We start from the raw sequence: 14,027 nt of genomic DNA, 5'->3' as shown, positions 1-14,027 counted from the left end.
GCACCGGCGACCACGACGGCGTCCGCCGCGCCGCCCGCGGCCCGCTCGGCGGCCCGCAGCCGGTCGTACAGGGCGAGGGCGACCGCCCGCTCCCCGGCGAGCCCGGGGACGACCGCGCAGTCGAAGGCGCGCGCCACGGCGGGGATGTCGACCGTCCGGTGATAGCCGTCGCCGAGCAGCAACGGGACCACGACCGAGCCGGGCCGCTCCGCGAGCGCCTCGGGAAGGGACGGCGCCCGGTGATCGAGGTACCCGACCGAGACCGGCGCGCCCGTCAGCGCCCGGACCGCTCGGGCGAGCCGCTCGACGGCACCGACCCCGTCCACCCCGTCGGCGGCAGCACCGCCATCACCCGCACCGACCAAACCGGCCGCACCGACCAAACCGGCCGCACAGCCCCCACCGCCCGCACCGACTGCACCGGCTCCATCGCCCGCACCGGTTCCATCGACCGCGTCAGCCGTCTCGGGCAGGGCGCTGCCGTGCGCGGCGAGGACCAGGCTCCGTGTCATTCCTGCCTCCAGGGGTGCCGGGTGGACGGGGGAAGCGTCACCCCGTCGAAGAAACCACTACCCCGTCATCGGCTCACCCCGTAAGGGCACCCACAGGCCCCTACGGGTCGCCAGGCCCCCAGGGGGCCGCCACCCCCGTCAGGGAACCCGGACCCGTAGGGGACCCATGGACTCCACGTGGGGCCCGCCAGCCCCGTCAGGGCCCCGCCGGCCCCCGTACGAGCTCCCCAGCCCTACGGGGGAAGCGTCGGCCTCCCGGTCCCGTAAGGGGCCACCCCGCCCCTCCGGGTCGCACCACGCCGTCGTACGGGCCCGTCCAAAGGCCGTACGACGGCGCCGTGCAGGCCTTCCGGGGGCCGTGCGATGGGATTCGAGCAAGCCCGTCCGGAGGCCGTACGACCGCACGGCGTCGTCGTACGGGCCCGTCCAAAGGCCGTACGACAGCCCCGTACGGACCGTCCGGGAGGCCGAGCGACGGTGTCGTGCGTCGCCACCGGCCCCACCGCTCACGCTAAGCCCGTACACCCGCGCCGCGCCCTCGCCGTTCGGCCCTCCCCCCAGGGCCACAAGTCCCTGTCGTCAGGGTCTTTCACGCCCCCGACAGGGATGCCCCGCACCCCTACGGTCGAAGGGGAAGTCCCGGAACGCACCCCCGGCACTCGTACGCGACCCCCACGGAGACCGCCATGGCCGCGCAGCGGACCCAGACCCTCGTCCTCATCGGCCACGGCATGGTCGGACACCGGCTCCTGGAAGCACTCGCCGAGCGCGACGCGCTCGCCGACCCGGCCACCCCCGACGGCCCCGGCTGGCACGTGACCGTCCTCGCCGAGGAGGACGTCCCCGCCTACGACCGGGTCCACCTCTCCTCCGTCTTCACCGGCACCGACCCCAACCAACTCGGCCTCTCCACCCCCGAGTTCCTCGCCGGGCACGGCATCGACCTGCGCCTCGGCGACCCCGCCGAGCACATCGACACCACCGCCCGCACGGTCACCACGCTCTCCGGCGCGGTCGTCGGCTACGACGCCCTGGTCCTCGCCACCGGCTCGTACCCCTTCGTCCCGCCGATCCCCGGCGCCGACGCGCCCGGCTGCTTCACCTACCGCACCCTCTACGACGTCGACACCCTCACCGCCTACGCCGAACGGGCCCGCACCGGCGTCGTCATCGGCGGCGGACTCCTCGGCCTGGAAGCCACCGGAGCGCTCCGCACCCTCGGACTCGCCACCCACATCGTCGAGTTCGCCCCCCGCCTCATGCCGCTCCAGGTCGACGACGGCGGCGCGGCGGCCCTGCGCGGCACCATCGAGGCCATGGGCGTCACCGTGCACACGGGCGTCGGCGCCGCCGAGGTCGAGACCGACACCGACGGCAAGGCGAGCGGACTGCGCCTCTCGAACGGCGAACGGCTCCCCGCCGACGTCGTCGTCTTCTCCGCCGGGGTGCGCCCACGCGACCGGCTCGCCCGGGAGGCGGGACTCGCCGTCGGGGACCGCGGGGGAGTGGCCGTCGACGAGCACTGCCGGACCAGCGACCCCTACGTGTACGCGATCGGGGAGTGCGCGCAGACCGCCGACGGACGGGTCTACGGCCTGGTCGGGCCCGGCTACCGGATGGCGGAGGCGGTCGCCGACCGGCTCGCGGGCGACGGCGCCACCGTCTTCACCGGCGCCGACACCTCCACCAGGCTGAAGCTGCTCGGCGCGGACGTCGCCTCCTTCGGCGACCCGTTCGCCGAAGGCGTCCAGGCCACCGAGATCGTCTTCTCCGACGGACGCGAGGGCGTCTACAAGAAACTGCTGCTCGGGCCCGACGGGCGGCTCCTCGGCGGCATCCTGGTCGGCGACGCCGACGCGTACGCCTCGCTCCAGCCGCACGCCGGACGGCGGCTCCCCGGACCGCCCGAGGCGTTCCTGCTCCCGCCGGGCACCGCCGGGGCACGGCCGCCGGGCGTCGAAGCCCTCCCCGACGACGCCGTCGTCTGCTCCTGCCACAACGTGACCAAGGGCGCGGTGGCCGGGGCGATCGCCGGGCACCACCTGACCGACGTCGGCGGGATCAAGCGCCACACCAAGGCGGGCACGGGCTGCGGCGGCTGCGTCGATACCCTCCAGGCCGTCCTCGACGCGGCCGGGGTGGCCCGCCGTACGGGCCTGTGCGAACACTTCCCCGACCTGACCCGCCCGGAGATCTACGAACTGATCCGCACCGAACGCATCCGCTCCTTCAGCGAGTTGGCGGAACGATACGGGGCGACCGGGCGACAAGGGGCGGAAGGCGGGGCCGGGGCGGAAGGCGGGTCCGGAGGGTCCGCCGCCTTCGGCTGCGCCGTCTGCAAGCCCGTCGTCGCCAACGTCCTCGGCACCCTCGCCCCCGAACTCGGCCTCCGGCACATCCTCGACGGCGAACAGGCCGCCCTCCAGGACTCCAACGACCTCTTCCTCGCCAACATCCAGAAGGACGGCACCTATTCGGTCGTCCCCCGCGTCCCCGGCGGCGAGATCACCCCCGAACAGCTCATCGCCCTCGGCGAGGTCGCCCGCGACCACCACCTCTACAGCAAGATCACCGGCGGCCAGCGGATCGACCTCTTCGGCGCGAGGAAAGAAGAACTCCCCACCATCTGGCGCAAGTTGATCGCCGTCGGCTTCGAGTCCGGACAGGCCTACGGAAAGTCGCTGCGCACGGTCAAGTCCTGCGTCGGCTCCCGCTTCTGCCGCTTCGGCCAGGGCGACGCGGTCCGGCTCGCGATCGACCTGGAACTGCGCTACCGGGGCCTGCGCGCCCCGCACAAGATCAAGGGCGGGGTCTCCGGCTGTCTGCGCGAGTGCGCGGAGGCCCGGGGCAAGGACATCGGCGTGATCGCCACCGCCGGTGGCTGGAACCTGTACGTCTGCGGCAACGGCGGCACCACACCCCGCCACGCCGACCTCCTCGCCTCCGACCTCTCGGCGGCCGAGCTGTTCGCCCTGATCGACCGCTTCCTCATGTACTACCTGCGGACCGGGGAACGCCTGGAGCGCACCTCGGCCTGGCTGGAACGGATCGGCGGCGGCACCGCGCATCTCAGGGAGGTCCTGATCGAGGACTCGCTGGGGATCGCCGCCGAGCTGGAAGCGCAGATGGAACGGCATGTCGCCGCCTACCGCGACGAGTGGCGGGCCGTCCTCGACGACCCGGAGGCACTGGCCCGCTTCGAGCCGCACGTGGCCGGGGTGGAGTTCCTGGAGCCGGGCCGGGGCCGGGCCGCGGTCCTCGCCGACGGCACCGAGGCGGCCCTGTTCCGGGGCGACGACGGCACGGTGTACGCGGTCGGCAACCGGGACCCGTTCTCCGGCGCCGACGTCATCGCCGACGGGATCATGGGCAGCAGGAACGGGGTGCCGGTGGTGGCGTCGCCCCTGCTCAAGCAGGAATTCGACCTGCGGACCGGCCTCTGCCTCGACGACCCGGACACCGCCCTCCCGGTCCTCGCGCCCGAGGCCGCCCGGACCCGGGCGGACGCGGCGGAAGGGCCCGTTCGGACCGGGTCCTTCCGCGATTCCGGACCGGGACCTAAGGCCACCGGGTCATGACCATTGCCGACCGAAATGATCGATCAAAAGGAGTCCAATGGAGGGGCAACGACGCGATCGACGAAGCGAAGAAGGCGGTGCGGGCAGTGACTGCGACCCCTGCTGAGGCAACGGTGAACGAGCGGGCCTGGAAGGGCTTCAAGGGCGGACTCTGGCGGGACGCCATCGACGTCCGCGACTTCATCCAGCAGAACTACACACCGTACGAGGGCGACGACGGCTTCCTCGCCGGCCCCACCGAGCGGACCACCGCCGTGTGGAAGGCGATCACGGACAAGTTCCCCGAGGAACGAGCCAAGGGCGTCTACGACGTCTCGTACGACATCCCCTCCACGATCACCGCCCACGCCCCCGGCTGGATCGACCGCGACAAGGACCTCATCGTCGGCCTCCAGACCGACGCCCCGCTCAAGCGCGCGATCATGCCCTACGGCGGCTGGCGCATGGTCGCCAACGCCCTGGAGACCTACGGCTACCCCGTCTCCGAAGAGCTGGAGACGGTCTTCACCGAGTACCGCAAGACCCACAACGCCGGAGTCTTCGACGCGTACACCCCCGAGATCCGCGCCGCCCGCAAGGCCGGCATCGTCACCGGACTCCCCGACGCCTACGGCCGCGGCCGCATCATCGGCGACTACCGCCGGGTCGCCCTCTACGGCGTCGACCGCCTCGTCCAGGTGAAGAAGGAGGAGAAGGCGGAGATCGAAGCCCTCCCCGCCGGAAACCGCACCCTGGAAGAGACCATCCGGCTCCGCGAGGAACTCTCCGAGCAGATCCGCGCCCTCGGCGAACTCAAGACGATGGCCGCCTCCTACGGCCACGACATCTCCGGCCCCGCCACCACCGGCCGCGAGGCCATCCAGTGGCTCTACTTCGCCTACCTCGCCGCCGTGAAGGAGCAGAACGGCGCCGCGATGTCCCTCGGCCGCACCTCCACCTTCGTCGACGTCTACCTCCAGCGCGACCTCGAAGCCGGTCTCCTCACCGAGGAGCAGGCCCAGGAACTCGTCGACGACTTCATCATCAAGCTCCGCATCGTCCGCTTCCTGCGCACCCCCGAGTACGACGAGTTGTTCTCCGGCGACCCCACCTGGGTCACCGAGTCCATCGGCGGCATGGGCGAGGACGGCCGCCCCCTCGTCACCAAGACCTCCTTCCGTTACCTCCAGACCCTCTACAACCTCGGCCCGGCCCCCGAGCCGAACATGACCGTCTTCTGGTCGCCGCGGCTTCCGCAGGGCTTCAAGGAGTTCTGCGCCAAGGTCTCCATCGACACCTCCTCCGTCCAGTACGAGTCGGACGAGCTGATGCGCCCCCGCTTCGGCGACGACACCGCCATCGCCTGCTGTGTCTCCGCGATGCCCGTCGGCAAGCAGATGCAGTTCTTCGGCGCCCGCGTCAACCTCGCCAAGACCCTCCTCTACGCGATCAACGGCGGTCGCGACGAGAAGTCCGGCGCCCAGGTCGGCCCCGCCACCGGCGCCCTGACCTCAGACGTCCTCGACTACGACGAGGTCATGGCCAAGTTCGACGAGCAGATGGAATGGCTCGCGAGCGTCTACGTCCACGCCCTGAACGTCATCCACTACATGCACGACAAGTACGCCTACGAGCGGCTTGAGATGGCGCTCCACGACCGTGACGTGCGCCGCACCATGGCCTGTGGCATCGCGGGACTCTCGGTCGCCGCCGACTCCCTCGCCGCCGTGAAGTACGCCAAGGTGACCCCGGTCCGCGACGAGACCGGCCTCGCCACCGACTACGTCGTCGAGGGCGACTACCCGGCGTACGGCAACAACGACGAGCGTGTCGACGAGATCGCGGTCTGGCTCGTGGAGGAGTTCATGCGGAAGGTCCGCAAGCACCCCACCTACCGCGAGGCCGAGCACACCCAGTCCGTCCTGACGATCACCTCCAACGTCGTCTACGGCAAGAAGACCGGCAACACCCCCGACGGGCGCCGCGCCGGAGAGCCCTTCTCCCCGGGCGCCAACCCGATGAACGGCCGCGACACCCACGGCTACGTGGCCTCGGCCCTGTCGGTCGCCAAGCTCCCGTACGAGGACGCCGAGGACGGCATCTCGCTGACCAACACCGTCACCCCCGACGGTCTGGGCCGCACTCCCGAGGAGCGGATCAGGAACCTTGCGGGCGTCCTCGACGGCTACATGGCCAGCGACGGCTTCCACATGAACGTCAACGTCCTCAACCGCGATGTGCTCATGGACGCCATGGAGCACCCCGAGAACTACCCGCAGCTCACCATCCGGGTCTCCGGATACGCGGTCAACTTCGTCCGCCTCACCCGTGAGCAGCAGCTCGACGTCCTGAACCGCACCTTCCACGGCTCGCTCTGAGCCACTGACCCGCGCGGCCCCGGGGTCCGATCCCCCGACCCTCACCCGGGCCCCGGAGCCGCGCGTATCCCCCGACCCCAGACCCCGCACCACTCCCTTCCGGAGGCCCTGCCATGGCCGTACTCCTCGGATCCGACGTCCCGGCGCTGCCCGCCACCCCGGCCGCGGCGGCCACCCACCGGCCCTCCGAAGGCTCGGTGCACTCCTGGGACCTCTCCACCGGCGTGGACGGCCCAGGCACCCGCTTCGTCACCTTTCTCTCCGGCTGCCCCCTCACCTGCCTCTACTGCCACAACCCCGACACCTGGAAAATGCGCAACGGCAAGCGGACCTCCGCCGACGACGTGATCGCCGAGGCGAGCAAGTACGTCCGCTTCATCTCCGCCTCCGGCGGCGGCGCCACCCTCTCCGGCGGCGAACCCCTCCTCCAGCCCGTCTTCACCGGGGAACTCCTCCACCGCATGAAGCACGAACTCGGTCTGCACACCGCGCTCGACACCTCGGGCTTCCTCGGCGTCCGGGCCACCGACGCCCTGCTGCGCGACACCGACCTGGTACTGCTCGACATCAAGTCCTGGGACCCCGACACCTACAAGAAGGTCACCGGCCGGCCCATCGGGCCCACCCTGGACTTCGCAAGGCGGCTCGCCGACCTCGGCCAGGAGGTCCACGTCCGCTTCGTACTGGTCCCCGGACTCACCGACGACCCCGCCAACGTCGAGGGAGTCGCCGCCTTCGCCGGAGGTCTCGGCAACGTCACCCGCGTGGACATCCTGCCCTTCCACAAGCTCGGCGAAGCGAAGTGGCAAGCACTCGCCAAGCCGTTCACCCTGCACGACACGCCCTCCCCGACCCCCGAGCGGGTCGCCGAGGTCCGCGAGGTCTTCCGCGCACACGGGCTGAACGCGGTCTGAGGACAGCGGGCGGGGATCCGTCGGTCCGGTCAGCCACCCGCCGACCGGACATCCCGCCGGGCAGGCATCCCGCTGGTCGGGCATCCACTGGTCGGGCATCCCGCCGGGTGGGTCACCTCCTCACCCCTCCGCCCCGCAAAACGGGGCAAAACGGCACAAGCGGCCTTACCGTGACCGGGTGACCGAGCCACCGCAGACCGCCGAGCCGACACCCCCGCCCGGAACACCCCGGAACCCTCCCGGACAGCACGGGCAGCACGGAGGCGACGGACACCTCACCGGCCCCCCACCCGGCACCCCCGCCGACGCCCGCCGACGCGCCGCCCTCGCCGGCACCGCCGTCTCCCTCCTGCTCATCCTCGCCATCGTCCTCGGCAGCCGACTCCTCCACGACTTCGACTCAGCCCTCCTGCCCTACGCCGTCGCCACCGTCTTCCTCGCCTTCGGCATCGCCTACCGCTACACCGTCTGGATCTCCGCCCCCGGCGCCCGACGCCTCTTCCGGCAGGGCTGGCGCTCCTTCTTCTCCGCCGCGAACTTCCGCAAGGCCCCCACCGCCCTGCCCCGCATGATCGCCACCTACCTCGGCTTCCAGAAGTTCCTCGGCGCCCGCTCCCACGCCCGCTGGGCCGCCCACCAGCTCGTCTTCTGGGGCTGCCTGCTCGCCGCCGCCATCACCTTCCCCCTCACCTGGGGATGGTTCACCTTCACCTCGGCCACCGGCGCGGGACCCGGCTACGAAATGCGGATCTGGGGCTTCAAGATCATCGGGTTCGACGCGCTCAGCCCCGTCGGCTGGCTCATGTTCCACGGCCTCGACATCGCCGCCGTCCTCGTCATCGCGGGCGCCGCCTACTTCCTCTGGCGCCGTATGAAAGACCGCGGAGCCATCACCGGCCAGCGCTTCGCCTACGACCTCGTCCCGCTCATCGCCCTGATCGTCGTCTCCGTCACCGGACTTCTGCTGACCTTCTCGTCGATCTTCCTGCACGGCGGCGGCTACGAATTCCTCGCCGTCCTCCACATGGTCTCCGTCGTCTTCACCCTCATCTACATCCCTTTCGGGAAGTTCTTCCACATCGTCCAGCGCCCCGCCGCCGTCGGCATGCAGCTCTTCAAATACACCTCCCGCCGCGAAGGCGAAGAGGAAATCCTCACCTGCCGCCGCTGCCACCAGCCCATCGACACCGCCCCCTACGTGGAGAACCTCCAGAGCACCATGCGCGACCTCGAACTCGGCTTCGACGCGTGGACCGAGTACTGCCCCCGCTGCAAGCGCGTCCTGCGCGGCAACGCCTACCTCGACCACGTGAAGAAGGGCTACAAGTGACCGCCTCCGACCCGGCAGCCCCCACCGCGTACCACCCCACCGAACCCGTCCCCCTCGACCCCTCCCTCGCCCCGCCCGGCACCCGTGACTTCCGCGACGCCGGAGGCATCCCCGCCGACCAGTGGCACGCCGACCAGAACGGCGAGACCCTCGTCCCCACCCACTGCTGCTTCTGCGGCGTCCAATGCGGCATGTACCTCCGCGTCGACCGCCACGGCAAGGTCTTCGGCGTCGAACCCCGCAACCACGACATCAACCGCATGCGCCTGTGCCCCAAAGGCATCAACGCCTACCAGCAGGTCAACCACCCCGACCGGCTCACCGCCCCCCTGCTGCGCCGCAACCACGACGAGGAATTCCGCGAAGTCAGCTGGGACGAAGCCCTCGACCACACCGTCGCCGAGATCCGCCGCATCCAGACCGCCTACGGCAACGACTCCTTCGGTCTCCTCGGCGGCGCCAGCCTCTACTCCGAGAAGACCTACCTCGTCGGAAAATTCGGCCGAGTCGCCCTCAAGACCCGCAGCGTCGACTACAACGGACGCCTCTGCATGGTCTCCGCCGCAGGCGCCAACAAACTCGCCTTCGGCATCGACCGCGCCGGAAACCCCTTCTCCGACATCCTTCTCACCGACTGCCTCCTCATCGCGGGATCCAACATCGGCGAATGCTTCCCCGTCATGACCCAGTACCTCTGGGGAGCCCGCGACCGAGGTGCCACCCTCGTCATCGTCGACCCCCGGGAAACCGCCGTCGCCCGCACCGCCGACGTCCACGTCGCCCTCAGACCCGGCACCGACTCCGCCTTCTTCAACGCCCTCCTCCACGTCGTCGTCGCCGAAGGACTCACCGACGAGACCTACCTGGCCGCCCACACCACCGGCTGGGACGAGGTCAAACGGACCGTCGCCGCCTACCCGCCCGCCCGCGCCGCCGAGATCTGCGGCATCCCCGAAGAACAGATCGTCCAGGTCGCCCGCATGTTCGGCGGCGCCGACAGGGCCATGGCCTGGCACGCCCGAGGCATCGAACACCACTCCCAGGGCGTCGAGAACTGCCTCAGCGTCATCAACCTCTGCGTCGCCACCGGAAACCTCGGCAAACCCGGCGCCGGATACGGCACCATCACCGGCCAGGGAAACGGACAAGGCGGACGCGAACACGGTCAGAAATCCGACCTCCTCCCCGGCGGACGCTCCATCACCAACCCCGAACACCGCCGCCAGATCTGCGACATCTGGGGAATCGAGGAAAGCGAACTACCCGGCGCCGGAACCTCCATGATGGAAATGGTCTGGCAGATGCAACGCAAAGAACTCCGCGGCCTCATCGGCATCTGCAACAACCCCTTCGTCTCCCTCCCCAACTACGCCACCGTCAAAGACGGCTACGACGCCCTCGAATTCCACGCGCAATTCGACTTCTTCCTCTCCGAGACCGCCGCCAACGCCCATGTCGTCTTCCCCGTCACCGTCTGGGCCGAAGACGAAGGAGTCATGGCCAACGCCGAAGCCCGCGTCGTCAAACACAACAAAGCCCAGGAACCCCCCGCCGGAGTCCGCACCGACACCTGGGTCATGTGCGAACTGGCCCGCCGCCTCGGCGCCGGAGACAAATTCGCCTTCCCCGACTCCCGCTCCGTCTTCGAAGAACTCCGCATCGCCTCGGCCGGAACCGTCAACGACTACTACGGCATCACCTACGAACGCCTGGAGGAAACCGGCGGAATCGCCTGGCCCTGCCCCACCACCGACCACCCCGGCACCCCCCGCCTCTTCGAAGACGGCCGCAGTTACCACCCCGACGGCAAAATCCACCTCCAAGTCGTCGAATGGCACCCGCCGATGGACCCGTACAGCGAGGAATACCCCCTCTCCCTCACCACCGGCCGCACCGTCGCCCACTACCTCTCCGGCAACCAGACCCGCCGCCTCGGCGCCCTCGTCGAACAGACCCCCCGCCCCTGGGTCGAAGTCCACCCCTCCCACGGCTTCCGCAACGGCGACCCCGTCCGCGTCGTCACCCGCCGCGGCAGTGAGGTCTTCCCCGCCCTCGTCACCGAAGCCATCCGCCCCGACACCGTCTTCATCCCCTACCACTGGCCCGTCCCCACCGCGGCCAACGCCCTCACCATCGACGCACTCGACCCCCGCTCCAAGATCCCCGAGTACAAGGTCTGCGCCGCCCGCATCGAAGCCGCCCCCCGCATCGACGACGTCCCCGCCCCACCCACCGCCCCCGGCCACCAGGCCTACCCCGAGACCCAGGTCTCCCGCACCGACCCCCGGCCCCCCACCTCGTCCCAGGGCCGCGGCACCGCGGAGAGGAGCTGACCACCCATGATGGGCCGCACGATCTTCATCGACCCCGGCCGCTGCATCGGCTGCCAAGCCTGCGTCTCCGCCTGCCGCGAATGCGACTCCCACCGGGGCAAGTCGATGATCCACCTCGACTACCCCGACGAAGGCCACACCGTCGCCTCCCTCCCCACCGTCTGCATGCACTGCGAGGACCCCGTCGCCCCCTGCGCCGAGGTCTGCCCCGCCGACGCGATCCTCGTCACCGCCGACGGCGTCGTCCAACAAGCCGACACCACCCGCTGCATCGGCTGCGCCAACTGCGTCAACGCCTGCCCCTTCGGCGTACCCAAGATCGACCTCCAGGCGAAACTCCAGATGAAGTGCAACCTCTGCTACGACCGCACCTCCTACGGACTCGCCCCCATGTGCGCCACCGTCTGCCCCACCGGCGCCCTCTTCTACGGCACCCTCGACGAACTCCGCACCGAACGCCCCGGCGTCCAGGTCGCCGACTCCTTCACCTTCGGCAGCACCACCGTCTCCACCGGCGTCGCCATGGTCGTCCCCGCCGACAAGGTCCAATGGCCCGTCCCCGGCGGCCTGCCCATCGTCGAGATCAACGGAACGGACGTCACCGCGACCGCCCCCGGCCAGGGCGACGGACGAAGGGAGAGCTACCGATGAGCCTCACCGACCCCCTGCCCCCCGCCCCGCCGCCCTCCGACGCCGCCAAGGAAGCACTCCACGACCGCATCGCCGCCGACTCCCTCACCACCCGCCGCGACTACCTGCGGATCGTCGCCACCGTCTCCGGCGGCCTCGCCGTCGGCGGCGTCGCCGTCGCCTCCGGCATCCTCCACCGGCACGGCGACAGCGAAGGCGCCCCCACCCCCAAGAAGATCGCCGACCGCATCCTGCCCGGCGAATCCCTCGCCTTCCGCTACCCCGGCGAAGACGACCGCGCCGTCGCCGTACGCCTCGAAGACGGCACCCTCGCCGGCTACTCCGCCGTCTGCACCCACCTCGCCTGCGCCGTGCTCTGGCGCAAGGACCGAGGCAGCGAAGGCGAGCTGTACTGCCCCTGCCACGAAGGGATCTTCAACGCCCGTACGGGAGAAGTCACCGCGGGACCCCCACCCCGCCCCCTGCCGAAAGTCCTGCTCCTCGAACAGACCGACGGCACCATCTGGGCCATCGGCACCGCCCGCTCCGGCGAAACCGCCCGCGAAGGACTCTGCCGCCAACAGAACGATGCCCTCCGCATCTGCCACAGCGCCCCGGACACCACCCACGACACCCCCGGCTCCGCAGGCAGCACCCCCGACACCACCCACCGGGCTCCGGACACCACCCGACCGGACACCACCCGCAGTGCTCCGCGACCCGAGAGGGATGAGCGCACATGACCGACAGCCCGTTCCCCCGAGACCCGGAAGCCTCGAAACCCCCACCCTCCGGAAGCTGGAACGGCGTGGGAGGAGGATGGGGCAACGAGACCGAGGGAGAGACCGGGGGCGAAACTGGGCCCGGGGACGGGGTCGGGGCTGGCGGTGGGGTCGGACCTCGGAGTGAGCCTGGGGGCGGGGGCGAGCCTGGGGCTGGGGGCGAATCCGGGGCTGGGGCTGGGGCTGGGGCTGGACCGGGGGGAGGGGCCCCTCCCCCCTCCCCTCCCTCCCCCCTCCCTCCCCTCCCCGCCTTCACCCCCGGCAGTGCTCAGCCGCGGTTGAACCGGCCCGTTCGGGAGCGGTATCCGCAGATTCGTCCCACCAGTGGGTACGGCGATCCCCGGATCACCCGCACCGGGCCGGGTCCGGGGGCCGGGCTGGAGCAGGAGCCGGAGCGTTCTTCGAAGCTGACGGCCCGGTTGGTGCTGGCGCTGACGGTGGTCATCGGGCAGCTGTGGGGCCTGACGATCGTGGTGGACGAGTGGATGGCCGGTGACACCGGTACCGCGTGGTGGGGCGCAGGTTTCCTCGTTCTGTCGTTTCTGGTGGTCCTGGGTCTCTGGTTCCTCGACCCGGAGGACCGTTGAGGGAGCCGGGCCGGTGGCGTCGGGCCGGGTTCCGCCGTCGGGCCCGTTCGCTTGGCCTTGTCACCTGGTTCCGCCATCTGGTTCCGCCACCGGGCAGGGGGCCGTGGTCGGGCGGGTCCGGGGGCCGGGTCCGGGGCGGGGTCGGGCCCCGGGCGTACTCTGAAGGTATGAGTACCGCCCCCGCCCACGGACCGCGAGACGCGAAGCGGTCCGACGTCGCTTCCCGTCCAGGGAACAGCCCGAAGCCGGCACTGGTCTTCGACGATCCGCTGGACCAGCAGTCCGCGGACGACACGGACCGTGGCTGGGGCGAGCGGCCTCCGGTCGGCGGTGACAGCGCCGCCGACCTCGCGCGCTTCCTCGACGAGAAGCCGCCGCACCACCTCTGATCCCGGCGGAGGCCGCCGGTCAGGAGGTGGGGTGCGCCCCCGGGCCACCGGAGCCGGGACCCGTACCGGTCCCGGCAGCGGGGCCGCGTTGGGCGACGAGGTGGTCGCGGATCTCCTTGAGCACCTCCAGCTCGCTGATCTCCATGGTCTCGGCGACGCCTTCCTTCGCCTTCTCGTGCGCGGCGCGCTTCGCGAGGATCTTCGCCATCGGCAGGACCATCAGGAAGTAGACGACGGCCGCGGTGATCAGGAAGCTGAGGACGGCGCTGAGGACCAGGCCCCACTGGAGCTGGATGCCCTCCATCTCGCCGTTGGCCCCCGTCGTGCAGGAGCCCTGGATGCAGCTCGCGTAGCTCTCCAGGTCCTTGGTGCCGAAGGCGCCGACGACCGGGTTGATGATGCCCTTCACCACCGAGTTCACGATGTTGGTGAAGGCGGCACCGATGACGACGGCCACGGCCAGGTCGATCACGTTGCCGCGCATCAGGAAGGCCTTGAAGCCGCCCAGCAAACTTTCCTTCTTCTCGGCCACCGAGGTGCCTTTCGTCGCTCGTGGTGTGTGCGGAGCCATTAGGCCGTGAACGGCGCAGAGGCGTCCAATCCGTACACACGGAA

At 70.7% G+C, this 14,027-nt stretch carries 10 protein-coding genes and 1 pseudogene; 9 read left to right on the top strand and 2 right to left on the bottom strand.

Going from position 1 to position 14,027, the window contains the following annotated elements; genetic code table 11:
- Positions 1 to 512: CbiX/SirB N-terminal domain-containing protein (locus BU197_RS16805; protein ID WP_317453392.1), on the bottom strand; the 512-nt coding region annotated here is incomplete at its 3' end.
- 686 nt (positions 513 to 1,198) lie between these two features.
- On the opposite strand from BU197_RS16805, the gene nirB reads away from it, so the two are divergent.
- The 9 genes and pseudogenes from nirB to BU197_RS16760 all read left to right on the top strand — a co-directional run bounded on the left by nirB (position 1,199) and on the right by BU197_RS16760 (position 13,412).
- Entirely contained in the window at positions 1,199 to 4,090 is a 2,892-nt protein-coding gene (gene nirB, locus BU197_RS16800) for a nitrite reductase large subunit NirB (protein WP_188269117.1), read from the top strand.
- Between the two features lie 77 nt (positions 4,091 to 4,167).
- Positions 4,168 to 6,447, top strand: a complete 2,280-nt coding sequence (pflB, locus tag BU197_RS16795) for a formate C-acetyltransferase (protein ID WP_317452085.1) — start codon at positions 4,168 to 4,170, stop codon at positions 6,445 to 6,447.
- A gap of 113 nt (positions 6,448 to 6,560) precedes the next feature.
- Positions 6,561 to 7,361 (top strand): pyruvate formate-lyase-activating protein, encoded by an 801-nt coding sequence (gene pflA, locus BU197_RS16790; protein ID WP_188269115.1) that lies wholly within the window; start codon positions 6,561 to 6,563, stop codon positions 7,359 to 7,361.
- Positions 7,362 to 7,539: 178 nt separating this feature from the next.
- Positions 7,540 to 8,691, top strand: coding sequence for an MFS transporter (locus tag BU197_RS16785; RefSeq protein ID WP_188269114.1), 1,152 nt, complete (start codon positions 7,540 to 7,542; stop codon positions 8,689 to 8,691).
- Positions 8,688 to 11,024: a molybdopterin oxidoreductase family protein gene (locus BU197_RS16780; protein ID WP_188269113.1), complete on the top strand. Its 2,337-nt coding sequence runs from the start codon at positions 8,688 to 8,690 to the stop codon at positions 11,022 to 11,024. The genes BU197_RS16785 and BU197_RS16780 overlap by 4 nt, the downstream gene beginning before the upstream one ends.
- Before the next feature lie 6 nt (positions 11,025 to 11,030).
- Positions 11,031 to 11,675, top strand: coding sequence for a 4Fe-4S dicluster domain-containing protein (locus BU197_RS16775; protein ID WP_188269112.1), 645 nt, complete (start codon positions 11,031 to 11,033; stop codon positions 11,673 to 11,675).
- Positions 11,672 to 12,397 (top strand): ubiquinol-cytochrome c reductase iron-sulfur subunit, encoded by a 726-nt coding sequence (locus BU197_RS16770; protein ID WP_188269111.1) that lies wholly within the window; start codon positions 11,672 to 11,674, stop codon positions 12,395 to 12,397. The genes BU197_RS16775 and BU197_RS16770 overlap by 4 nt, the downstream gene beginning before the upstream one ends.
- A 254-nt stretch (positions 12,398 to 12,651) precedes the next feature.
- Positions 12,652 to 13,023 (top strand): annotated as a pseudogene (locus tag BU197_RS16765) (hypothetical protein); the annotation flags it as partial.
- A 167-nt stretch (positions 13,024 to 13,190) separates the two neighbouring features.
- A complete protein-coding gene (locus tag BU197_RS16760; protein WP_188269110.1) occupies positions 13,191 to 13,412 on the top strand; it encodes a hypothetical protein in 222 nt (73 codons plus the stop codon).
- Between the two features lie 19 nt (positions 13,413 to 13,431).
- Here the strand turns inward: BU197_RS16760 and mscL are convergent, their stop codons facing one another.
- Positions 13,432 to 13,944, bottom strand: a complete 513-nt coding sequence (mscL, locus tag BU197_RS16755) for a large conductance mechanosensitive channel protein MscL (protein ID WP_188269109.1) — start codon at positions 13,942 to 13,944, stop codon at positions 13,432 to 13,434.
- Positions 13,945 to 14,027 lie beyond the last annotated feature (83 nt).

The sequence above is a fragment of the Streptomyces sp. CBMA291 genome (genome assembly GCF_014596525.1).
In the GTDB taxonomy this organism is placed as follows: Bacteria; Actinomycetota; Actinomycetes; order Streptomycetales; family Streptomycetaceae; genus Streptomyces.
The sequence above is the reverse complement of the archived record's forward strand: the minus strand, read 5'-3'. Positions and strand labels throughout refer to the sequence as shown.

Excerpts from the sequence above, each read along its gene's own strand:
- BU197_RS16775 (WP_188269112.1), top strand. The coding sequence starts at position 11,031 with ATGATGGGCCGCACGATCTTCATCGACCCCGGCCGCTGCATCGGCTGC.
- BU197_RS16760 (WP_188269110.1), top strand. The coding sequence starts at position 13,191 with ATGAGTACCGCCCCCGCCCACGGACCGCGAGACGCGAAGCGGTCCGAC.
- pflA (WP_188269115.1), top strand. The coding sequence starts at position 6,561 with ATGGCCGTACTCCTCGGATCCGACGTCCCGGCGCTGCCCGCCACCCCG.
- BU197_RS16770 (WP_188269111.1), top strand. The coding sequence starts at position 11,672 with ATGAGCCTCACCGACCCCCTGCCCCCCGCCCCGCCGCCCTCCGACGCC.
- nirB (WP_188269117.1), top strand. The coding sequence starts at position 1,199 with ATGGCCGCGCAGCGGACCCAGACCCTCGTCCTCATCGGCCACGGCATG.